This is a genomic window from Pseudomonas sp. B14-6 (assembly GCF_013260315.1).
GTDB classification, from domain to species: Bacteria; Pseudomonadota; Gammaproteobacteria; order Pseudomonadales; family Pseudomonadaceae; genus Aquipseudomonas; species Aquipseudomonas mandelii.
This window is the reverse complement of record NZ_CP053929.1, coordinates 3,282,173-3,304,038: the sequence shown is the minus strand read 5'-3', so window position 1 is coordinate 3,304,038 and position 21,866 is coordinate 3,282,173. Positions and strand designations below refer to the sequence as shown.

The 21,866-nt window shown below is 60.6% G+C and carries 17 protein-coding genes; 9 read left to right on the top strand and 8 right to left on the bottom strand.

Annotated elements, in window-relative coordinates; all coding sequences use genetic code 11:
* The first annotated feature begins 5 nt into the window (after nucleotides 1-5).
* The 9 genes from murD (at nucleotide 6) to lpxC (ending at nucleotide 10,506) form a co-directional block, all read left to right on the top strand.
* Nucleotides 6-1,352 (top strand): UDP-N-acetylmuramoyl-L-alanine--D-glutamate ligase, encoded by a 1,347-nt coding sequence (gene murD, locus HP062_RS15040; RefSeq protein WP_083375775.1) that lies wholly within the window; start codon nucleotides 6-8, stop codon nucleotides 1,350-1,352.
* Entirely contained in the window at nucleotides 1,349-2,566 is a 1,218-nt protein-coding gene (gene ftsW, locus HP062_RS15035; protein WP_010458121.1) for a putative lipid II flippase FtsW, read from the top strand. The genes murD and ftsW overlap by 4 nt, the downstream gene beginning before the upstream one ends.
* Nucleotides 2,556-3,626 carry an undecaprenyldiphospho-muramoylpentapeptide beta-N-acetylglucosaminyltransferase gene (gene murG, locus HP062_RS15030; RefSeq protein WP_010458119.1) on the top strand — a complete coding sequence of 357 codons (1,071 nt, stop codon included), beginning with the start codon at nucleotides 2,556-2,558 and terminating at the stop codon, nucleotides 3,624-3,626. Before ftsW ends, murG begins: the two co-directional genes overlap by 11 nt.
* The gene (murC, locus tag HP062_RS15025; RefSeq protein WP_077748991.1) at nucleotides 3,619-5,079 is read left to right on the top strand and encodes a UDP-N-acetylmuramate--L-alanine ligase; all 1,461 of its coding nucleotides are present in this window, start codon (nucleotides 3,619-3,621) and stop codon (nucleotides 5,077-5,079) included. The genes murG and murC overlap by 8 nt, the downstream gene beginning before the upstream one ends.
* Nucleotides 5,076-6,032, top strand: coding sequence for a D-alanine--D-alanine ligase (locus HP062_RS15020; RefSeq protein ID WP_010458115.1), 957 nt, complete (start codon nucleotides 5,076-5,078; stop codon nucleotides 6,030-6,032). Before murC ends, HP062_RS15020 begins: the two co-directional genes overlap by 4 nt.
* A 4-nt stretch (nucleotides 6,033-6,036) precedes the next feature.
* Nucleotides 6,037-6,906 carry a cell division protein FtsQ/DivIB gene (locus HP062_RS15015; RefSeq protein WP_010458113.1) on the top strand — a complete coding sequence of 290 codons (870 nt, stop codon included), beginning with the start codon at nucleotides 6,037-6,039 and terminating at the stop codon, nucleotides 6,904-6,906.
* A 15-nt stretch (nucleotides 6,907-6,921) separates the two neighbouring features.
* Nucleotides 6,922-8,181, top strand: coding sequence for a cell division protein FtsA (ftsA, locus tag HP062_RS15010; protein WP_008147519.1), 1,260 nt, complete (start codon nucleotides 6,922-6,924; stop codon nucleotides 8,179-8,181).
* 107 nt (nucleotides 8,182-8,288) lie between these two features.
* Nucleotides 8,289-9,482: a cell division protein FtsZ gene (ftsZ, locus tag HP062_RS15005; protein WP_007943486.1), complete on the top strand. Its 1,194-nt coding sequence runs from the start codon at nucleotides 8,289-8,291 to the stop codon at nucleotides 9,480-9,482.
* Nucleotides 9,483-9,594: 112 nt separating this feature from the next.
* A complete protein-coding gene (gene lpxC, locus HP062_RS15000; RefSeq protein ID WP_008147525.1) occupies nucleotides 9,595-10,506 on the top strand; it encodes a UDP-3-O-acyl-N-acetylglucosamine deacetylase in 912 nt (303 codons plus the stop codon).
* Nucleotides 10,507-10,654: 148 nt separating this feature from the next.
* On the opposite strand, the gene HP062_RS14995 is transcribed toward lpxC, so the two are convergent.
* The 8 genes from HP062_RS14995 to HP062_RS14960 all read right to left on the bottom strand — a co-directional run bounded on the left by HP062_RS14995 (nucleotide 10,655) and on the right by HP062_RS14960 (nucleotide 21,466).
* Nucleotides 10,655-12,151 carry a sensor domain-containing diguanylate cyclase gene (locus tag HP062_RS14995; protein ID WP_077748989.1) on the bottom strand — a complete coding sequence of 499 codons (1,497 nt, stop codon included), beginning with the start codon at nucleotides 12,149-12,151 and terminating at the stop codon, nucleotides 10,655-10,657.
* Nucleotides 12,152-12,299: 148 nt separating this feature from the next.
* Nucleotides 12,300-13,619, bottom strand: a complete 1,320-nt coding sequence (locus tag HP062_RS14990) for an OprD family porin (RefSeq protein WP_172791627.1) — start codon at nucleotides 13,617-13,619, stop codon at nucleotides 12,300-12,302.
* A gap of 194 nt (nucleotides 13,620-13,813) precedes the next feature.
* Entirely contained in the window at nucleotides 13,814-14,038 is a 225-nt protein-coding gene (locus HP062_RS31330) for a hypothetical protein (RefSeq protein WP_010458093.1), read from the bottom strand.
* A gap of 274 nt (nucleotides 14,039-14,312) precedes the next feature.
* Nucleotides 14,313-15,677, bottom strand: coding sequence for a heavy metal sensor histidine kinase (locus tag HP062_RS14980; RefSeq protein ID WP_077748987.1), 1,365 nt, complete (start codon nucleotides 15,675-15,677; stop codon nucleotides 14,313-14,315).
* Nucleotides 15,667-16,344, bottom strand: a complete 678-nt coding sequence (locus HP062_RS14975) for a heavy metal response regulator transcription factor (protein WP_007916978.1) — start codon at nucleotides 16,342-16,344, stop codon at nucleotides 15,667-15,669. The genes HP062_RS14980 and HP062_RS14975 overlap by 11 nt, the downstream gene beginning before the upstream one ends.
* Before the next feature lie 9 nt (nucleotides 16,345-16,353).
* Nucleotides 16,354-19,455 (bottom strand): multidrug efflux RND transporter permease subunit, encoded by a 3,102-nt coding sequence (locus tag HP062_RS14970; RefSeq protein WP_102593547.1) that lies wholly within the window; start codon nucleotides 19,453-19,455, stop codon nucleotides 16,354-16,356.
* Nucleotides 19,452-20,612: an efflux RND transporter periplasmic adaptor subunit gene (locus HP062_RS14965; protein WP_010458085.1), complete on the bottom strand. Its 1,161-nt coding sequence runs from the start codon at nucleotides 20,610-20,612 to the stop codon at nucleotides 19,452-19,454. The genes HP062_RS14970 and HP062_RS14965 overlap by 4 nt, the downstream gene beginning before the upstream one ends.
* Before the next feature lie 461 nt (nucleotides 20,613-21,073).
* Nucleotides 21,074-21,466 (bottom strand): hypothetical protein, encoded by a 393-nt coding sequence (locus tag HP062_RS14960; RefSeq protein WP_172791626.1) that lies wholly within the window; start codon nucleotides 21,464-21,466, stop codon nucleotides 21,074-21,076.
* Nucleotides 21,467-21,866 lie beyond the last annotated feature (400 nt).

Sequence of the window (21,866 nt, the reverse complement as noted above, 5' to 3'; positions counted from 1 at the left end):
AACGAGTGTCTCTGATCGCTTCTGACCACTTCCGCATCGTTGTCGGCCTCGGCAAGAGCGGCATGTCCCTGGTTCGCTTCCTGGCGAACCGGGGCACGTCGTTTGCTGTGGCCGATACGCGGGAAAATCCACCGGAACTGGCCACGCTCAAGCGTGACTATCCGCACGTGGAAGTGCGTTGTGGCGAGCTGGACGTCGAGTTCCTGTGCCGTGCCGACGAACTCTACGTGAGCCCCGGCCTGGCGCTGGCGACTCCGGCCCTGCAGGCTGCCGCCGCCCGTGGCGTGAAATTGTCCGGTGACATCGAGCTGTTCGCGCGTAACGCGAAGGCGCCGATTGTCGCCATCAGCGGTTCCAACGCGAAAAGCACTGTCACCACCCTGGTCGGCGAGATGGCCGTGGCGGCGGGCAAGCGTGTCGCTGTCGGTGGCAACCTCGGTACGCCGGCGCTGGATTTGCTCAGCGACGACGTCGAGTTGTACGTGATGGAGTTGTCGAGCTTCCAGCTCGAAACCACCGATCAACTCAACGCCGAAGTGGCGACCGTGCTCAACGTCAGCGAAGACCACATGGACCGCTACAGCGGTCTGCCGGCCTATCACCTGGCCAAGCACCGGATCTTCCGTGGCGCGAAACAGTTTGTGGTCAACCGTCAGGACGCCCTGAGCCGTCCGCTGATGGGCGAGGGCCAGCCTTGCTGGACCTTCGGTTTGAGCAAGCCCGATTTCAAGGCTTTCGGTATCCGCGAAGAAGACGGCGAGAAGTACCTGGCCTTCGAATTCCAGAACCTGATGCCGGTGCGCGAGTTGAAAATTCGTGGCGCCCACAACCAGTCCAACGCGTTGGCAGCATTGGCCCTGGGCCATGCCGTCGGCCTGCCGTTCGACGCCATGCTCTCGAGCCTGCGCACCTTCGCCGGGTTGGAACATCGTTGCCAGTGGGTTCGTGAGCTGGACGGCGTGAGCTATTACAACGATTCCAAAGCCACCAACGTCGGCGCCGCACTGGCGGCCATCGAAGGCCTGGGTGCGGACATCGACGGCAAACTCGTGCTGATCGCCGGTGGCGATGGCAAGGGTGCCGAATTCAAGGATCTGCGGGATCCGGTGGCAGCCAATTGCCGCGCCGTGGTCCTGATGGGCCGTGACAGCGACTTGATCGGCCAGGCCATCGGCGATGCCGTGCCGCTGATTCGCGTCGGTTCGCTGGATGAAGCGGTTGCCCAATGCCGCGCCATCGCCGAACCGGGTGACGCCGTGCTGCTGTCGCCCGCCTGCGCCAGTTTCGACATGTTCAAGAATTACGAAGACCGTGGTCACCAGTTCGTCCGCGCCGTGGAGGATCTGGTATGAGCCTGATGAACATCATCAAGCCTTATCCGTCGCCGATCATCACCGGACGCGGGATCGACCTCGACTTCCCGATGCTCGCCGGTTGCCTGGCCTTGATCGGTCTCGGGCTGGTGATGATTGCCTCGGCGTCGACCGAAGTGGCGGCCGTGCAGTCGGGCAGTGCCCTGTACTACATGATTCGCCACTTGATCTACATCGTGCTGGGCCTGGGTGCCTGCGTCGTCACCATGATGATTCCGATCGCCACCTGGCAGCGCCTGGGCTGGCTGATGCTGCTCGGCGCATTCGGTTTGCTGGTGATGGTGATCATCCCGGGGATCGGCCGTGAAGTGAACGGTTCCATGCGCTGGATCGGTTTCAGTTTCTTCAACGTCCAGCCATCCGAGATCGCCAAGGTGTTCGTGGTGATCTACCTCGCCGGTTATCTGGTGCGTCGCCAGAAAGAAGTGCGGGAAAGCTGGATGGGCTTCTTCAAGCCGTTCATCGTGCTGCTGCCCATGGCCGGTCTGTTGCTGATGGAACCGGACTTCGGCGCCACCGTTGTCATGATGGGCGCGGCGGCGGCGATGCTGTTCCTCGGCGGGGTCGGACTGTTCCGTTTCTCCTTGATGGTGGTCCTGGCGGTCGGGGCGGTGGTGCTGTTGATTCAAGTTCAGCCGTATCGAATGGCGCGTCTGACCAACTTTGCCGATCCATGGGCCGACCAGTTCGGTGCCGGCTATCAGTTGTCGCAGGCGTTGATCGCGTTTGGTCGCGGCGAATGGCTGGGCGTTGGCCTGGGCAACAGCGTACAGAAACAGTTCTACCTGCCGGAAGCCCACACCGACTTCGTGTTCTCAGTCCTTGCCGAAGAGCTGGGTGCCGTGGGTTCCTTGTGCACGGTGGCGTTGTTCGTCTTTGTTTGCGTGCGTGGCATGTACATCGGCTATTGGGCCGAGAAGGCCAAGCAATTCTTCGCCGCCTACATCGCTTATGGCCTGTCGTTCCTGTGGATCGGCCAGTTCCTGATCAACATCGGGGTGAACGTCGGCCTGTTGCCGACCAAAGGCCTGACCCTGCCGTTCCTCAGTTATGGCGGCAGTTCGTTGGTGATTTGCGGTGCCTGTCTCGGCTTGTTGTTACGCATCGAGTGGGAGAGTCGAACCCACTTGGGCAGCGAAGAGATGGAGTTCCATGAGAGCGACTTCGCCGAGGAGCCGACCCATGGGCGCTAACGTCTTGATCATGGCGGGCGGTACCGGTGGCCACGTGTTCCCGGCGCTGGCGTGCGCCCGCGAATTCCAGGCCCGCGGTTACACCGTGCACTGGCTCGGAACACCGCGCGGGATCGAGAACGACCTGGTGCCGATGGCCGGTATCGAGCTGCATCGGATCAACGCCACCGGTCTGCGCGGCAAGGGCAAGTTGTCCCTGCTCAAGGCGCCGTTCATGGTGCTCAAATCCGTCTGGCAGGCGCGGGCGATCATTCGTCAGCTGCGGCCAGTGTGTGTGGTCGGCTTCGGTGGTTATGTGACCGGCCCCGGTGGCGTTGCAGCCAAACTGGCCGGCGTGCCGGTGATCGTTCATGAACAGAACGCCGTGGCCGGTACCGCCAATCGGTTGCTGGTGCCGTTGGCCGCCCGAGTCTGTGAAGCGTTCCCCGACACCTTTACCCTGTCGGACAGCCGTCGGACCACCGGTAACCCGGTGCGCACCGAGCTGTTCCTCGAAACACAGCGCCCCGCCCTGGCGGGTCGCAAGGCGCGTTTGCTGATTCTGGGCGGAAGCCTGGGCGCAGAGCCGTTGAACAAGTTGCTGCCTGAAGCCCTGTCGCAAGTCGCCCCCGACCTGCGCCCGGAAGTGTTTCATCAGGCCGGCAAAAACCACGATGAAGTGACTGCAGAGCGCTATCGCGCGGCTGGCGTCGAGGCGCAAGTGCAGCCTTTCATCAAAGACATGGCCCAAGCCTATGGCTGGGCCGACCTGGTGGTGTGCCGCGCAGGCGCATTGACCATCAGTGAGCTGGCTGCCGCCGGTCTGCCCTCGATGCTGGTGCCATTGCCCCACGCGATCGACGATCACCAGACCCGCAACGCCGATTATTTGGCCCGTGAAGGCGCTGCCTTCCTGATGCCGCAAAGAACGACTGGCGCAGCGGATCTTGCCGCACGCCTGACAGAGGTCCTGATGCAACCACAACGACTCAACGACATGGCCACTGCGGCACGCCGCCTGGCCAAACCCGATGCCACCCGTAACGTGGTCGATACCTGCCTGGAGGTGGCCCATGGTTGAGAAACAGAAAGCCATGCCGCAACCGGAAATGCGCCGCATCCGTCGCATCCACTTCGTCGGCATCGGCGGCGTGGGCATGTGCGGCATCGCCGAAGTGTTGTTGAACCTGGGCTATGAAGTGTCCGGTTCCGACCTGAAAGCTTCGCCCGTCACCGAGCGTCTCGAGTCTTTTGGCGCGCACATCTTTATCGGTCACCGTGCTGAAAACGCCGCTGCCGCTGACGTGCTGGTGGTATCCAGCGCCGTGAACACGTCCAACCCGGAAGTCGCCACCGCGCTGGAACGTCGCATCCCTGTGGTGCCACGCGCAGAAATGCTGGCCGAGCTGATGCGCTATCGCCACGGCATCGCCGTCGCCGGTACGCACGGCAAAACCACCACCACCAGCCTGATCGCTTCGGTGTTCGCGGCCGGTGGCCTGGACCCCACGTTCGTCATCGGTGGCCGCCTGAATGCCGCGGGCACCAATGCCCAGCTTGGCACCAGCCGCTACCTGATCGCCGAAGCCGACGAAAGCGACGCCAGTTTCCTGCACTTGCAGCCGCTGGTGGCCGTGGTCACCAACATCGACGCCGACCACATGGCGACCTATGACGGTGACTTCAACAAACTGAAGAAAACCTTCGTCGAGTTCCTCCACAACCTGCCGTTCTACGGTCTGGCGGTGGTGTGCCTGGACGATCCGGTGGTGCGTGAAATCCTGCCGCTGGTGAAACGCCCGACGGTCACCTATGGCTTCGGCGATGACTGCGACGTGCGCGCCATCAATGTGCGCCAGCAAGGCATGCAGACTTTCTTTACCGTACTGCGCCCTGATCGCGAGCCGCTGGATGTCTCGGTGAACATGCCGGGTAACCACAACGTGCTGAACGCGCTGGCCACCATCTGCATCGCCACCGACGAGGGCGTCAGCGATGAAGCCATCGTCCAGGGCCTGTCCGGCTTCCAGGGTGTCGGTCGACGCTTCCAGGTCTACGGCGAACTGCCGGTCGATGGCGGCAACGTCATGCTGGTCGATGATTACGGTCACCACCCGACCGAAGTCGCGGCCGTGATCCAGGCCGTCCGCGGTGGCTGGCCGGAGCGTCGTCTGGTGATGGTTTACCAGCCGCACCGTTACAGCCGTACCCGCGACCTGTACGACGATTTCGTCAATGTACTGGCCGATGCCAACGTCTTGCTGCTGATGGAAGTCTACCCGGCCGGTGAAGAACCGATTCCGGGGGCCGACAGCCGCAAGCTGTGCAACAGCATTCGTCAGCGCGGTCAGCTCGACCCGATCTACATCGAGCGCGGAGTCGACCTCGCGCCACTGGTCAAGCCGCTGCTGCGTGCCGGCGACATACTGCTGTGCCAGGGCGCCGGTGATATCGGTGGTCTCGCCCCGAAACTGTTGGCCAGTCCGCTATTTGCGGGTGCTGTTGCCGCGCCGACTGTGGGGAAGTTGAAATGACTGCTGCCTACGCCAACCTCGTCTCCACGGTCGCGCCGAAAGACTTCGGCCGCGTCGCCGTGCTGTTCGGCGGCAAGAGTGCCGAGCGTGAGGTGTCCCTGAAGTCGGGCAACGCGGTACTCGACGCGCTGCTGAGCGCCGGTGTGGATGCGTTCGGCCTCGATGTGGGCGATGACCTTCTGCAGCGTTTGCTGAACGAAAAGATCGACCGCGCCTTTGTCATCCTCCACGGTCGTGGCGGTGAAGACGGCAGCATGCAGGGCCTGCTCGAATGCTTGGGTATTCCCTACACCGGCAGCGGCATCCTGGCTTCGGCACTGGCCATGGACAAGCTGCGGACCAAACAGGTCTGGCACAGCCTCGGCATCCCGACGCCACGTCACGCGGTACTGAGCTCAGAGGCTGATTGTATTTCGGCAGCGACGGAACTGGGCTTCCCTTTGATCGTCAAACCGGCCCATGAAGGTTCAAGTATCGGGATGGCCAAAGTGACGTCCGCGTCGGAATTGATCGACGCCTGGAAAGCGGCCAGTACCTACGATTCGCAAGTGTTGGTCGAGCAATGGATTCAAGGTCCGGAGTTCACCATCGCCACCCTGCGTGACCAGGTGTTGCCACCGATTGCCCTGGGCACCACGCACAGCTTCTACGACTACGACGCCAAGTACGTGGCTTCCGATACTCAGTACCGGATCCCGTGTGGCCTGGACAGCACCAAGGAAAAAGAATTGATGGACCTCACGGCGAAAGCCTGTGAGGCGCTGGGTATCGCCGGTTGGGGCAGGGCAGACGTGATGCAGGACGCCGACGGGCAGTTCTGGTTCCTCGAAGTCAACACCGCACCGGGCATGACCGATCACAGCCTGGTGCCGATGGCGGCCCGTGCCGCCGGTCTGGATTTCCAGCAACTGGTTCTGGCGATTCTGGCCGCAAGTATCGAGGCGCGGGGTTAAGACCATGCAAGGCGCACAGCTGAGACATCAGCCCCCTCCAGCACCCGGCCGCAAGCCGGTGCCACGGGGTGCGAGCCGAATGGTGGCCAAAGAGCCGATGTCTGCGCGCCTGCCGAAAGCCAATTTTGGTTTTCTGAAAAGCCTGTTCTGGCCGGTGATGTTGGTTGCGCTGGGGTTCGGCACTTACGAAGGCGCGCAGCGTTTGCTGCCCTACGCCGACCGGCCGATCACCAAAGTCGCTGTGCAGGGTGACTTGAGTTACATCAGCCAGCAGGCGGTGCAGCAGCGAATCGCCCCTTATGTGGCGTCGAGCTTCTTCACCATCGATCTTGCGAGCATGCGCACCGAACTTGAAACGATGCCATGGATTGCTCACGCCGAAGTGCGTCGGGTGTGGCCGGATCAAGTAGTGATCCGCCTGGAAGAACAACTGCCGATAGCCCGTTGGGGCGATGAATCGCTGTTGAACAACCAGGGCCAGGCGTTCACCCCGCGTGAGCTGGCCAATTACGAACATTTGCCACAGCTGTTCGGCCCACAACGGGCGCAACAGCAAGTGATGCAGCAATACCAGGTGCTGAGCCAGATGCTCAGGCCGATGGGCTTCTCGATTGCACGCCTGGAGTTGCGTGAACGAGGCAGCTGGTTCCTGACCACCGGCGCCGGCAGCGCGGGCCCGGGGATCGAACTGCTGCTGGGACGCGGCAAGCTGGTGGAAAAGATGCGCCGCTTCATTGCCATCTACGACAAGACGCTTAAAGAACAGATTACGAACATTGCGCGCATCGATCTGCGCTACGCCAACGGCCTTGCTGTTGGCTGGCGGGAACCTGTAGCGCCCACGACAGCCCAACCCGCTGTCGCGAAGAATTAAGAAGAGGCAGGACCCATGGCAAACGTGCAAAGCGGCAAAATGATCGTCGGTCTCGATATCGGCACCTCCAAGGTGGTGGCGCTGGTCGGCGAGGTCTCGGACGACGGCACGCTCGAAATCGTCGGGATCGGCACTCATCCGTCCCGTGGCCTGAAGAAAGGCGTGGTGGTGAACATCGAGTCCACCGTGCAATCGATCCAGCGCGCGATCGAAGAAGCGCAGCTGATGGCCGGTTGCCGGATTCACTCGGCGTTCGTCGGCGTGGCCGGCAATCACATCCGCAGCCTGAACTCCCACGGCATCGTGGCGATTCGTGATCGCGAAGTCAGCTCCGCCGACCTTGAGCGTGTCCTCGACGCCGCCCAGGCCGTGGCGATCCCGGCTGACCAGCGCGTACTGCACACCTTGCCGCAGGATTACGTGATCGATAACCAGGAAGGCGTTCGTGAGCCGCTGGGCATGTCGGGCGTGCGTCTGGAAGCCAAGGTCCATGTGGTGACCTGCGCCGTCAATGCCGCACAGAACATTGAAAAATGCGTGCGTCGCTGCGGTCTGGAAATCGACGACATCATTCTCGAGCAACTGGCGTCGGCCTATTCGGTCCTGACCGACGACGAGAAAGAGCTGGGCGTGTGCCTGGTGGACATCGGCGGCGGCACCACCGACATCGCGATCTTCACCGAAGGCGCGATCCGTCACACCGCGGTGATCCCGATTGCGGGCGATCAGGTGACCAACGACATCGCCATGGCGTTGCGCACCCCGACCCAGTACGCCGAAGAAATCAAGATTCGCTACGCCTGCGCCCTGGCCAAGCTGGCCGGTGCCGGTGAAACCATCAAGGTGCCAAGTGTTGGCGACCGTCCACCGCGCGAGCTGTCCCGCCAGGCCCTGGCCGAAGTGGTCGAGCCGCGTTACGACGAACTGTTCACGCTGATCCAGGCCGAACTGCGCCGCAGTGGCTACGAAGACCTGATCCCGGCCGGCATCGTGCTGACCGGCGGTACCTCGAAAATGGAAGGCGCGGTCGAACTGGCCGAAGAGATCTTCCACATGCCGGTCCGCCTGGGCGTGCCCCATGGCGTCAAGGGCCTGGACGACGTGGTCCGCAACCCGATTTATTCCACCGGCGTAGGCCTGTTGATGTACGGCCTGCAGAAGCAGTCCGACGGGATTTCGTTCTCGGGCATCAGCAGCCGCGACAGCTACAGCAATGAAGAACCGAAAGCCGCCTTGCTCGATCGCATCAAGAGCTGGGTACAAGGCAACTTCTGACGAAGCAGATTCAAGCGGCAAGCTACAAGCCGCAAGAGCAAGCAGTAAAAGCGACAAGCAGTAAAAGCAGTAGGCGAAAAAACTAGAGAACGTAAAGGAGAGGGAAAATGTTCGAACTCGTAGACAACATCCCCGCAAGCCCGGTTATTAAAGTTATCGGTGTTGGCGGAGGCGGCGGCAACGCCGTCAACCACATGGTCAAGAGCAACATTGAAGGCGTTGAATTCATCTGCGCCAACACTGATGCCCAGGCGCTGAAATCCATCGGCGCGCGGACCATCCTGCAATTGGGTACCGGCGTTACCAAAGGTCTGGGCGCCGGCGCCAACCCTGAAGTAGGTCGTCAGGCCGCTCTCGAAGACCGTGAGCGCATTGCCGAAGTCCTGCAGGGCACCAATATGGTGTTCATCACCACCGGCATGGGCGGTGGTACCGGTACCGGTGCTGCGCCGATCATTGCTGAAGTGGCCAAGGAAATGGGGATTCTCACCGTTGCGGTGGTGACTCGTCCGTTCCCGTTCGAAGGCCGCAAGCGTATGCAGATCGCCGACGAAGGTATCCGTCTGCTGTCTGAAAGCGTCGACTCGTTGATCACCATTCCCAACGAGAAGCTGCTGACCATCCTCGGTAAAGACGCCAGCCTGCTGTCGGCTTTCGCCAAGGCCGACGATGTACTGGCCGGTGCCGTTCGCGGTATCTCCGACATCATCAAGCGTCCGGGCATGATCAACGTCGACTTTGCCGACGTACGGACTGTAATGAGCGAAATGGGCATGGCGATGATGGGCACTGGCTGTGCCAGCGGTCCGAACCGTGCACGTGAGGCCACTGAAGCGGCCATTCGCAACCCGTTGCTCGAAGACGTGAACCTGCAAGGTGCACGCGGCATCCTGGTGAACATCACCGCCGGTCCTGACCTGTCCCTGGGTGAGTACTCCGACGTGGGTAGCATCATCGAAGCCTTCGCTTCCGAGCACGCGATGGTCAAGGTCGGTACCGTTATCGATCCGGACATGCGCGACGAACTGCACGTGACTGTGGTTGCCACCGGTCTGGGCGCGAAAATCGAGAAGCCTGTGAAGGTCATCGACAACACCGTTCACACCTCCATGGCCTCCCAGCCGCAACAATCGGCGCCCGCTCGTCAGGAACAACCGGCGGTAAATTACCGTGACCTGGACCGTCCGACCGTCATGCGCAACCAGGCTCAGGCCGGTGCTGCGACTGCCGCGAAGATGAATCCGCAAGATGATCTGGATTACCTGGACATCCCGGCTTTCCTGCGTCGTCAGGCTGATTGATGGAATGTATCAGGGCTATGAAGGTGATTGGTGTTCAGCAAAGGTCTGGTCTGCTATTATCGCCAGCCTTTGTTGATACCAGTTCGCAATTTGCGCTGAAGCGGCCCAAGCCATGATTAAACAACGCACACTGAAAAATATTATCCGTGCTACAGGTGTAGGCCTGCACTCCGGGGAGAAGGTTTACCTGACCCTCAAGCCTGCACCTATCGACACCGGCATTGTGTTTGTTCGTGCCGACCTCGACCCTGTGGTGCAGATTCCTGCCCGCGCGGAAAACGTTGGTGAAACCACGATGTCGACCACATTGGTCAGTGGCGACACCAAAGTGGATACGGTGGAGCACTTGCTCTCGGCCATGGCTGGCCTGGGCATCGATAACGCCTACGTCGAGCTCTCCGCGTCCGAAGTCCCGATCATGGATGGTAGCGCTGGACCTTTCGTATTCCTGATTCAATCGGCCGGCCTGGAAGAACAGGACGCACCGAAGAAGTTCATCCGGATCCTGCGGGAAGTGACAGTGGAAGACGGCGACAAGCGCGCCACTTTCGTCCCTTTCGAAGGCTTCAAGGTGAGTTTCGAGATCGATTTCGATCACCCGGTTTTCCGTAACCGCACACAAAGTGCAAGCGTGGATTTTTCCAGCACTTCGTTCGTAAAAGAAGTCAGCCGCGCCCGTACCTTTGGTTTCATGAGTGACATCGAGTACTTGCGCAAGCACAACCTCGCACTCGGCGGCAGCGTTGAAAACGCTATTGTGGTCGACGCGGATGGTGTACTGAACGAAGACGGCCTTCGCTATGAAGACGAATTCGTGAAGCACAAGATCCTCGATGCAATTGGTGACCTCTACCTGCTGGGCAATAGCCTGATTGGTGAGTTCAAGGGCTTCAAGTCCGGACATGCATTGAACAACCAGCTGCTGCGCAAGTTGATTGAGCAGACAGATGCTTGGGAAGTCGTGACTTTCGAAGACGCCAGCACTGCACCGATCTCTTACATGCGTCCCGTAGCGGCCGTGTAAGTCAAAAACCTCTCTAGTTTTTAAAGGCTGCCTTCGGGTGGCCTTTTTTTATGCCCGCGGGAAAGAGGTAGACCGAGCGCCATTGTAGGCGCGGGCGGTGCGGCGATCCGACGTGCCCGCAAAGAGGCCAGTAGCGACACCGCAGATTTCAAGCCGTGTCGACCACCCGATTCCGTCCGTTTTCCTTGGCCTGATACAACGCCTTGTCCGCCGCAAACAGCAAACTCTCCAGGCTGATATCCGTCGCTGTCGTCCAGGTGCTGATCCCGATACTGACAGTCATCGGCCCATCAGCTCCCTCAACCAGCGGCAACTGCTCAACGGCCTTGCGGATATTTTCGGCAATCTGCCGCGCACCGGCGCTATCGGTTTCCGCCAGGATCACCGAAAACTCCTCGCCGCCATAACGGGCAGCCAGGTCCGCCGGTCGTCGCACGTGGGCGCTGATAACGTTGGCCAGCGAGCGCAGCGCTTCGTCGCCGGCCTGATGGCCATGGCGGTCGTTGAACGCTTTGAAATGGTCGGCATCAATCATCATCAGTGACAAAGGCATGCCGGAACGTTGAGCGCGAAACCATTCATGGCGCAGGGCCTGATCCAGCGTTCGGCGGTTGGCCAGCCCCGTCAACGCATCGGTGGCGGCCAGTTGCGCCAGTTCGTGTTCGGCATTGTGACGCCGGCGCAATTCCCGGCGCAGCACCCACGTCAGCCACAGCAGGCTCACGCACAAGGCTGCGGTTGCAGAGCTGACCACCACCGCAGTGCGTTTCCAGGCCGAAAAGACTTCATCACTGGACAGTGCAACGATGACGATCAACGGCAAATTTCCGACCTTGGAGAAGGTGTACAGGCGCTTGTCACGGTATAGATCGGACATGCTGGTGAAGCTGCCGTTGCCTTCTTTGACGATGCGCTGGAAATTGGGGCGGTTACTGAAATCCTTGCCGATCAGCTCTTCGGCCAGGCGTGGTTGCTGGGCCAGGAGAATCCCGTTCTTGCTGATCAGATTGACTGTGCTGTCGCGGCCGATGCTCAAACTGTTGAACAACTGATCGAAGTAACTCAAGCGCATGGCGGCTTCGGCAACCCCCAGAAACTCACCCTGGGAGCCGCTCACCCGTCGACTGAAACTGATACGCCAATCGTGTTCGGCCGACCTGGCCCGGAAGGGCGGGCTGATGAACATGCCCGGGGCCGGGTTGTTCACGTGCGACTGGAAGTATTCGCGATCAGCGTAGTTGCCTTGCCTGGGTTCCACCGACGCCGAGTCGGCGATCACGTCGCCCTTGTTGTCGAGCAACAAAATGTCGCCCTTGTACGGCGCGGCGGTGGCGCGGTCGAAATAGGCCAGATGGCGAATGGTGGGAGAAACGCTCTTGAGATCTTCTCGCCGGGAGGCAGCGATCAAACCCAGCAGGGAAATATCATAGAGTTCGACATTGCGCAGCACATCGGCGTCGATCAATTGCACGATGTTGTTGGCGGCGCGAGCGGCGGACAACTCGGCGTTGGCGCGTTCACGGATCAGCAGGAAGGTCACAATGCTGAATATCGCAATCACCAACAGCACACTGCCGAGAGTCAGAAGTTGCTCCGATCGTGTCGAGCTGATCGGATGTTGAGATTTCTCATTGCTCACACTCATGGTTCTGACTTCTGCAAATAAGGCGTTATAAAAGTTTTTTACAAGAATCGGGCAGAGTTCCAGAAACCGGTCGCGTCCAGAGCGCTTGTATAAATGCCGGATAAAAAAAAGGCCAGCAAAAAAATGCTGGCCTTTTGCTTAGTGAAGCTTAGAAGACATTGAGCGGGTAGTCGACGATCACCCGGTATTCATCGGTGTCCTGATCCAGCGCGCCATAGCCATTGCCGCCGCGGTTGGTGGCCCATTGCATGCGCACCGCCAGATCCTTGGCCTTGCCGCCCTGGATCACATACTTGAGATCGATGTCGCGCTCCCAGTGCCTGGCGTTTTTGCCGTCGGCGCTGTACCACGAGGCGTAGCCGCGGCTGTCCGGATCGACTTTGGTCAGGTCCAGTTCGCCTCGGGAGTAGGACAGCGCCGAGGTCAGGCCGGGCAGGCCGAGACCGGCAAAGTCGTAGGCGTACTTGAGTTTCCACGAGCGCTCGTTCGGGCCGTTGAAGTCAGAATACTGCTGGGAGTTGTCGAGGAAGACGCTGTCGCCCTGGCTGATGTAGTCGAACGGCGTGTTGCCGTTGACTCGCTGATACGCCGCCGTAACGCTGTGAAAGCCCACGCCGACGGTGAAATGCAGGCTGTAGGCGTTGTTGTCGATGTGACCCAGCAGCGCATCGCCGGTGTCTTGCGTGTGATAGAAATGCAGGCCCGGGTTGAGGCTGACCAGGTCGTTCAGCGCGTAGGTGTAATCCAGGTCGTAGTAGTACTGGTTCCAGATGTCCTTGAGTTCGGAGGCGTACAGGCTGCTGGTCAACCCCGGCAGACCGCTCCACGCCACACCGGCCCAGTTCAGGTGCTGACTGTCGTCACCGTCTGCCAGGCTGCCGTAGGAGGTGCCGATGCGGGTGTGACCGCTCTGGTTGTACGGCTTGGTGAAGCTCGCCTGGCCACCTTCGATCAGGAAGCCGTCGAAGCTGTGGTTGGTCAGGCTGACCCCACGAAAGGTCTGCGGCAACATGCGGGTTTCGCCGCCGGCAATCACCGGGTTGGCGAGGAACAGGTCGCCGGCCTTCAACTCGGTATCAAAAGCACGCATTTTCAGCGTGCCACCCGCCGTTGAGAACGACCCAGGCGCTTTGCCGTTGCCATCGCTGATCGGCAGGATGCTCGAACCATCCGTGCCGCCACCGCCGTCGAGCTTGAGCCCCAGCATGGCGTGGGCATCAACGCCGAACCCGACGGTGCCCTGGGTGAAACCCGATTCAAAGAGACCGAGGAAACCCTGACCCCACTCTATGTTGTCGTCCGCCTGCTGCAGGCGGTTGCGGTTCATGTAGTAGTTACGGACATTAAGGTTGAGGCTCGAACCTTCGACAAAACCTTCCTGACTGGATTCGTCGGCGGCGTAGGCGGCGGGGGTCATCGTTGCAGCGATTGCAATGAACAACGGGTTGAAACGGAGAGGGAAACGCACTTGCGGTAAAGCTCCTTGGTCAACTAAACACTTCATACTCTTGAAGTGCAAAATGTTTCTTGTCAGTGAAGACGAACTGGACGGCGTTTAAACCACAACGAAAAAAAGCCGCTGATAGCAGCGGCTTTGAAGACAACTTTTCAAAGGGAAGAGCCGATGAAAAGTGTCGAGGGAAAAGGAGCAAACGGGTCGGATCAGCTGTCTTTCTCAACCCGTGGTTGGCTTGAAGACATTGATGCTTGAGGGGTTTGCGCAGCCTCTTTAGCCTTGGCTGTCATTTCGCCCTGATGCTCTTCATACGAAGCGGCGCGTGCGGCATTGTGCGCGACGAAGGCCGGCGATTCTTCAGCCACGGCGAACGGAGACAGGAACAAAGAGGACAAAACGAAAGCGCTGGCAATACCCATAGTGTTGGACATCTTTAAAACCTTCTTGCTTGGCAAGTGCTGTTTGGTGCGGCAAAGATAAGGGGGATTGGACAGGGGAAAAAGAGCGGATTCATGAAAGGACTGTTGCGCTAAAAGCAACAGTAGCCAGCGGCGGGAAATGGCTTTTGTGGCGAGGGAGCTTGCTCGCGCTCGACTGCGCAGCAGTCGCAAACAACCCCCCGATTTTCCTGAGGAACCTGAGTGGCTGATTGGGGGGCTGCTACGCAGCCCAGCGCGAGCAAGCTCGCTCGCCACAGGGAAGGGTCTAGACCGGGAGGTGGATGCCGAAGGTGTTCATGCCGTGATCACTGCGCACAAACACATCACCGCCATGCATCAGCGCAATCGCCTTGACGATCGCCAACCCCAGCCCGTGGTTATTCCCGCTGTTGCTGCGCGATGCGTCGACGCGATAAAAACGCTCGAACAATCGAGGCAAATGCTCGCTGGCAATCGGCGACCCGGGGTTGGCCACGCCGATGCTCACCTGGTGCTCCTCGACCTCTATCCGCACCTCAATCACCTGCCCGGGCCCGGTGTGTTGCACCGCGTTACTCAGCAAATTGATCAACGCCCGGCGCAGATGCGCAATCTCGATCCGCACCTGCGCATCTCCACTGACCTGCACCTGAACCTGCGCATCCTCAAGAATGAAATCCAGGTATTCCAGAGTCGTGGCCACTTCGTCGGCCAGCGAGGTGGAAGTCAGTTTGGTCGCCTTGCTGCCCTGATCCGCGCTGGCAAGAAATAGCATGTCATTGATGATCGAACGCAGCCGTTCCAGCTCTTCGAGGTTCGATTGCAGCACTTCGAAGTAGTGTTCCGCCGAGCGTCCACGGGTCAGCGCGACCTGGGTCTGGCCGATCAGGTTGGTCAGCGGCGAGCGCAGTTCGTGGGCGACGTCGGCGTTGAACGACTCAAGCCGCGAATAGGCCTGCTCGACTCGCTCCAGTGTGGAGTTGAACGAATTGACGAACTGATTGAGCTCCGGCGGCAGCGGCGATAAGCGCAAACGCCCGGAACGCAACGGCGGTGCCAGGCGTTGGGCTTCCTGCGACAACTTGATCAAGGGTTTGAGGCCAATTCGCGCCACCCAATAACCCAGCGCCGAGGCCAGCAACACGCCAATAATTGCCAGGCTGATCAGCGCGATCAGCAGATGATGCTGGGTCTGGAAAAACGTCTCGGTGTCGATACCGATCATGAAACGCAGCGGCGGCCGTTGATCCTTGGCCGGGAACTGGCTGACCAGCACTTTCAGCGGATAAGGCTGGTCTGGCAACGTCATGTCGCGCATCCCCAGGGGCCCTTCGGCAAAGGCGCGGATCTGCGGTGTCAGGTTGCCGTATTCGTAGTGAGGGTCGCCGCTGATGATCCAGAAACTAATGCGCTTGTCTTCTTCGCCGAGCAACTTGAGCTTGTTGTTGATCTTCACCCAATGCTCCGGCGTGCCATATCGCCCGACGGTGGATTCGAGCACGCTGTAACGCGCGTCCAGCTCCGCCTCGGGCAGCAAACCCAGGCCTTTGTCGACCTGCTGGTACAAGGCCCAGCCGATCAACAGGAACACCAGCAGCGCCACCAGCGTGAACATCCCGCTCAGGCGCAGGGCAATCGAATTACTGGACACCGCGGCTCTCCAGCACATAACCCATGCCCCGGATCGTGTGCAGCAGTTTTTCGTCGAACGGCCCGTCGAGCTTGGCCCGCAGGCGTTTGATCGCGACTTCTACGACGTTGGCGTCGCTGTCGAAATTGATGTCCCAGACCATCTCGGCAATCGCCGTTTTAGAGAGGATTTCACCTTGCCGGCGGGCCAAAACGCTGAGCAGCGAGAACTCCTTGGCGGTCAGGTCCAGGCGGGTGCCAGCGCGGGTGGCCTTGCGGCTGATCAAATCGATCCACAGGTCGGCGATGCTCACTTGCACGGGTTCGTGGCCGCCGCTGCGCCGGGTCAGCGCTTGCAGGCGCGCCACCAGTTCGAGGAAGGAAAACGGCTTGCCGAGGTAATCGTCGGCCCCGTCGCGCAAGCCTTTGATGCGGTCTTCGACCCGCTCGCGGGCGGTGAGCATGATCACCGGGGTTTGCTTGCGCGCACGCAGCGCGCGCAATACACCGAAGCCGTCGAGGCCCGGCAGCATGACGTCGAGGACGATCACCGCGTAGTCGCTTTCCAGCGCCAGGTGCAGGCCTTCGACGCCGTCGCGCGCCAGGTCCACGGTGTAACCCTGTTCCGTCAGGCCGCGGTGCAGATAGTCCGCGGTTTTTTCTTCGTCTTCGATAATCAGAACGCGCATGACCCCGCCTCAGTCTGTGGTTGCCAGCGCCGGCATCGGTGCGGGTTTGGGCTTATGGAAAAGCCGCTCAAGCCACAAGTATATGACCGGAGTGGTAAACAGCGTCAGCGCCTGGCTCACCAGCAAGCCGCCGACCACCGCGATGCCCAATGGCTGGCGCAGTTCGGCGCCGGTGCCGTACCCGAGCATCAACGGCAGGGCGCCGAGCAGGGCGGCGAGGGTGGTCATGATGATCGGCCGGAACCGCGTGATACAGGCCTGGTAAATCGCCTCTTCCGGCGGCAAGCCACGATTGCGCTGGGCATCGAGAGCGAAGTCGATCATCAGGATGCCGTTTTTCTTGACGATGCCGATCAGCAACACCAGCCCGATCAGCGCCATGATCGAAAAGTCCTGGCCGCAGATCCACAGCATGATCACCGCGCCAAGCCCCGCCGATGGCAGCGTTGAAATAATGGTCAACGGATGGACGAAGCTCTCGTAGAGCACGCCGAGAATGATGTACACCGCCACCAGCGCCGCCAGGATCAACCACGGCTGGCTGGCCAGCGAACTCTGGAACGCTTGCGCCGCGCCCTGGAAGTTGCCGCTCATGGCGGCCGGCATGCCGATGTCGGCCTTGGCCTGATTGAGCATGATCACCGCATCGCCCAACGCCACGCCGGGCGCCAGGTTGAACGACAAGTTGGCGGCCGGGAACATGCCGTCGTGGGCAATAGACAACGGGCCAACCGTTGGCGCATCGAATGTCGCCAGGGCCGACAGCGGCACCATTTCCCCGCTCAGCGGCGAGCGCAGGTAGAAATAATTGAGGCTTGCGGCCTTGCCGCGTTGCTGGGTGTCCAGTTCCAGGATCACGTTGTATTGGTTGATCTGGGTCTGGAATTCATTGATCTGCCGTTGGCCGAACGCATCGTACAGCGCTTCATCGACATCACTGGCGGTCAGGCCGAAACGCGCGGCGGCGCTGCGGTCAATGCTGATGTGGGTGATGCTGCCGCCCAGTTGCAGGTCGTTGGAAATATCGCGGAACGCCGGGTTGGCGCGCAGTTTTTCGGTCAGGCGTTGGGTCCAGGTGCTGAGCGTTGCGCCGTCGTTGCTCTTGAGCACGTATTGATACTGGGCGCGACTCGGGCCGGAGCTGAGGTTGATGTCCTGGCCGGCGCGCAGATAGAGCACGATGCCCGGGACTTTCATCAGTTTCGGACGGATCCGGTCGATGAACTGGCTGGCCGAGACGTCGCGGTCGCCGCGTTTTTTCAGGGAAATCCAGAAGCGGCCATTGGCGATGGTCTGGTTACTGCCCGAGACCCCGACCGAGTGGGAAAACGCCGCCACCGCTGGGTCTGCGGCGACGATTTCGGCCATCGCCAGGTGTTTTTTCACCATGTCGCCGTAGGAAATATCGGCGGCGGCTTCGGTGGTGCCGAGGACAAAACCGGTGTCCTGCACCGGGAAGAACCCTTTGGGAATAAAGATGTAACCGGCCACCGCCAGGCCCAGTGACAGAAAGAAAACCCCGATCATCAGTTTCTGGTGGGCGAGGGCACGGCGCAGCAGTTTTTCATAACCTGTCAGCAAGCGTTCGCCAAACGTGGGTTTGCTGTGGGCGTGATGCACCGGGGCGCGCATGAACAGCGCGGCCAGGGTCGGCGCCAGCGTCAGCGACACCACCACCGAAATCATGATGGTCGAAGTGGCGGTCAGGGCGAATTCCTTGAACAGCCGCCCGACCACGCCACCCATGAACAGCAACGGAATGAACGCCGCCACCAGCGAGAAGCTGATCGAAACCACGGTAAAACCGATCTCGCCGGCACCCTTGATCGCCGCCTCGCGCATGCCGTCGCCGGCCTCCAGGTGGCGGTGAATGTTCTCCACCACCACAATCGCATCGTCGACCACAAACCCCACGGCCACCACGATTGCCACCAGCGTCAGGTTGTTCAGGCTGAAACCCATGATGTACATCAGGGCGAAACTGGCGACCAGCGATACGCCCAGTACGGCGGACACAATCAGGGTCGCCGACCATTGGCGCAGGAACAGCGCCATCACCGCCACCACCAGCATGATCGCGATCAGCAGGGTAATTTCCACTTCATGCAGGGAGGCGCGGATGGTCTGGGTGCGGTCGACCAGCACCTTGACCTGCACCGAGGCCGGCAGCATGGCTTCGAGGCCGGGCAGGGCGGCCTGGATGCGATCAACGGTTTCGACGATGTTGGCGCCCGGCTGCCGGGAAATCACCAGGTTCACCCCGGGTTGATCACCGGCCCACGCCTGGACGTAGGCATTTTCTGAACCGTTGACGACTTTAGCGACATCCTTGAGGTGAACCGGGGCACCGTCCTTGTAGGAAACGATCAGCTGGTTGTATTCCTCGGGGTGGAACAATTGGTCGTTGGTCGACAGTGTCGAGATACTCGACTCACCGTACAACGCACCTTTGGCCAGGTTGAGGCTGGTTTGCTGGATCGCCAGCCGAATGTCCGCCAGGGTCAGGCCGATGGCCGCGAGTTTGTCGGCCGAGACTTGAACACGGATTGCCGGACGTTGCTGGCCGGTGATGTTGATTTGGCCTACGCCGTCGATCTGACTGATCTGACGCGAGAGCAGGGTTTCCACCAAGTCACTGAGTTCGGTGCCGGGCATCAAGGTTGAGTTGATGCTGAGAATCAGCACCGGGCTGTCGGCCGGGTTGACCTTGCGCCACGTCGGCAGGTTCGGCATGTCCTTGGGCAGCTTGCCGGCGGCGGTGTTGATTGCGGCCTGCACTTCCTGGGCGGCGGTGTCGATGCTTTTGTCGAGGGTGAATTGCAGGGTCAGGTTGGTCGAGCCCAAGGCGCTGCTCGAGGTCATCTGGGTCACGCCGGGGATGGCGCTGAATTGCACTTCAAGCGGCGTGGCCACCGACGACGCCATGGTTTCGGGGCTGGCGCCGGGCAATTGTGCGGCGACTTGAATGGTCGGGAATTCGGCTTCCGGCAGCGGCGCAATCGGCAGGCGCGGGAAGGCGATGACGCCGAGCAACACCAGGGCAAAGGTCAGCAGGATCGTCGCCACCGGATGATCGATACACCAGGCTGAGACAGAACCGTGGCCCTTCATGGCTTCGACTCCGATTGCACCACTTGCGGCGGCTCGGTCATTACCTGCACGGTCGAGCCGGGTTTGAGCCGCGACTGGCCGTCGCTGACCAGCACGTCACCCGGTTTTACGCCTTTGATGATGTCCTGGCCGCTGCCTTGGTAGACCATTTGTACGGTGACGGTTTCGACCTTGTCGCCGTTGACGCGGTACACGAAATGTTGATCGAGGCCACGCTGTACGACAGTGGGCGGGACCACCAGCGCATCTTTATCCAGGGCTGTCTGAATTTTTACCGTCACCAGCAGGCCAGGCCAGAGCTTCTGCCCGGGATTGTTGAATTCCGCCTTGGCGCGGATGGTCCCGGTGTTGGCGTTGATCTGGTTGTCGATCAGGGTCAGGTGCCCTTCGCCCAGCAGGTTGCCGGTTTCGCCGTCGGTGTCGGCGCCGATATAGGCCTTCACTTGTGCGCGCTCGGGGTCGCCGATCAGGCCTTGCAGGGTAGGCAGCATTTGTTGCGGCAGGGAAAACTCGACGGCGATCGGGTCAATCTGGGTCACGGTGAACAGGCCCAGGGTGTCGGTCATGCGCAGGAAGTTGCCTTCGTCCACCGTGCGAATACCGACGCGGCCGGTGACCGGGGAGCGAATCTGTGTGTAGGAAAGCTGCACCTGAGCGGCGTCGATTGACGCCTGATTGCCTTGGGCGGTGGCTTTGAGCTGGTTGACCAGGGCTTGTTGCTGGTCGTAGGTCTGCTTGGATACGCCGTCGTCGACGCTGAGCAGTTTGTAGCGCTTGAGGTTGACCAGCGCGACTTGCAGTTGCGCCTGGCTTTCGCCGAGTTGTGCCCGAGCCTGGTCGAGGCTGGCGCGGATCGAGCGGTCGTCGATGGTGGCGAGCAGGTCGCCTTGTTTCACCAATTGGCCTTCTTTGACCAGGATTTTGGTGAGGATGCCGTCGATTTGCGGGCGGACTACGACGCTGTGCAGGGACAGGACCGAGCCGATGCCGGTGACGTAGCGGGGGACGTCTTTTTCGGTGACGCTGACGACTCGAACCGGGATCGCTGTGGGCGCGGCGAGTTTGGCGGTGGCGGGTTTGGTGGCGTACCACGCGCCACTCGCTGCCAGGGCGATCAGCAGGCCTGCGATCAAGGCGGTTTTTTTCTGGGTTCGCATGCGAGTGGGGGCGCCGGGCTAGGTGGTCGGGAGTCGGGTCGGGTTTATACCTTCCTTTATAAACCTGTTCGGCGGTCAGGAAGGTGACTGCTAACTGACGGCGCTGTCAGTTTGGGCTTGGCGGCCTGGTAGCCGACCATGCTGCTGTTGATGGCGTACATATCCATTCCTGCGGTAACGGTTGCTGGCGGTTTCGCTCTTACAGCGAGTCCCTTTTGCAAACGCCCAAAAGGAACCAAAACGCTTCGCCCCAGCGTCCGGCCCCTCGCCTGGGCTCGGCGTTCCTTCGCTCCGGCATTCATCTGGGGGCATCGCCTCCGGTCGGCTTCGCTTCGACCTCCTCTCGATGTGTGCGGCTTCGCCGCACGGCGCTACGCGCCCACCCCCAGATGAACGCCTCCACTCAGCCTCCCGAAGGGGCGGGCAGATCAAGATCAAAAGCAGGCGAGCTAACGCTCGGCCTAATGAGTGGTGAAAAGCGAAGCGTGTACACCGAACCCCTTGTAGGAGCGAGGCTTGCCCGCGAAGGCGGCCTGACAGCCGACCAATTTCTTGCAGACGTGCATCGTTCCACTGTAGGAGCGAGGCTTGCCCGCGAAGGCGGCCTGCCAGCCGACCAATTTCTTGCAGACGTGCATCGTTCCACTGTAGGAGCGAGGCCTGCCCGCGAAGGCGGCCTGACAGCCGACCAATTTCTTGCAGACGTGCATCGTTCCACTGTAGGAGCGAGGCTTGCCCGCGAAGGCGGCCTGCCAGCCGACCAATTTCTTGCAGACGTGCATCGTTCCACTGTAGGAGCGAGGCTTGCCCGCGAAGGCGGCCTGCCAGCCGACCAATTTCTTGCAGACGTGCATCGTTCCACTGTAGGAGCGAGGCCTGCCAGCGAAGGCGGCCTGACAGCCGACCAATCACTTGCAGACGTGCATCGTTCCACTGTAGGAGTGAGCCTGCTCGCGATGGCGGCCCGACAGCCGACCAATTTCTCTCTACTGCCCCCGATTGATCGTTCCCTACGCTCCGCGTGGGAATGCCGCCCGGGACGCTCCGCGTTCCATTTTTGTGTGTTGAAAGATGTGTAAAAAACACAGCGTTTTCCCACGCATTTTTCAGGTTGCCGGGTAGGAAGCGTGTTCTCTAACCTTTGGCTGTCGCTGAAAACTCAGCGACCGGGAGTGAGATTCCGGCTGAACAATTGGAAACCAGCGCAAGGCCCCCAAGTTTTTTATGGCGGCTGTGTGCGGGCAGACTTCGGTC

Coding starts and splice junctions, on each gene's coding strand:
- ftsW (WP_010458121.1), top strand. CDS start 1,349: ATGAGCCTGATGAACATCATCAAGCCTTATCCGTCGCCGATCATCACC.
- murG (WP_010458119.1), top strand. CDS start 2,556: ATGGGCGCTAACGTCTTGATCATGGCGGGCGGTACCGGTGGCCACGTG.
- murC (WP_077748991.1), top strand. CDS start 3,619: ATGGTTGAGAAACAGAAAGCCATGCCGCAACCGGAAATGCGCCGCATC.
- HP062_RS15020 (WP_010458115.1), top strand. CDS start 5,076: ATGACTGCTGCCTACGCCAACCTCGTCTCCACGGTCGCGCCGAAAGAC.
- HP062_RS15015 (WP_010458113.1), top strand. CDS start 6,037: ATGCAAGGCGCACAGCTGAGACATCAGCCCCCTCCAGCACCCGGCCGC.
- ftsA (WP_008147519.1), top strand. CDS start 6,922: ATGGCAAACGTGCAAAGCGGCAAAATGATCGTCGGTCTCGATATCGGC.
- ftsZ (WP_007943486.1), top strand. CDS start 8,289: ATGTTCGAACTCGTAGACAACATCCCCGCAAGCCCGGTTATTAAAGTT.
- lpxC (WP_008147525.1), top strand. CDS start 9,595: ATGATTAAACAACGCACACTGAAAAATATTATCCGTGCTACAGGTGTA.
- HP062_RS14995 (WP_077748989.1), bottom strand. CDS start 12,151: ATGAGTGTGAGCAATGAGAAATCTCAACATCCGATCAGCTCGACACGA.
- HP062_RS31330 (WP_010458093.1), bottom strand. CDS start 14,038: ATGTCCAACACTATGGGTATTGCCAGCGCTTTCGTTTTGTCCTCTTTG.
- HP062_RS14975 (WP_007916978.1), bottom strand. CDS start 16,344: ATGCGCGTTCTGATTATCGAAGACGAAGAAAAAACCGCGGACTATCTG.
- HP062_RS14970 (WP_102593547.1), bottom strand. CDS start 19,455: ATGAAGGGCCACGGTTCTGTCTCAGCCTGGTGTATCGATCATCCGGTG.
- HP062_RS14965 (WP_010458085.1), bottom strand. CDS start 20,612: ATGCGAACCCAGAAAAAAACCGCCTTGATCGCAGGCCTGCTGATCGCC.
- HP062_RS14960 (WP_172791626.1), bottom strand. CDS start 21,466: ATGCACGTCTGCAAGAAATTGGTCGGCTGGCAGGCCGCCTTCGCGGGC.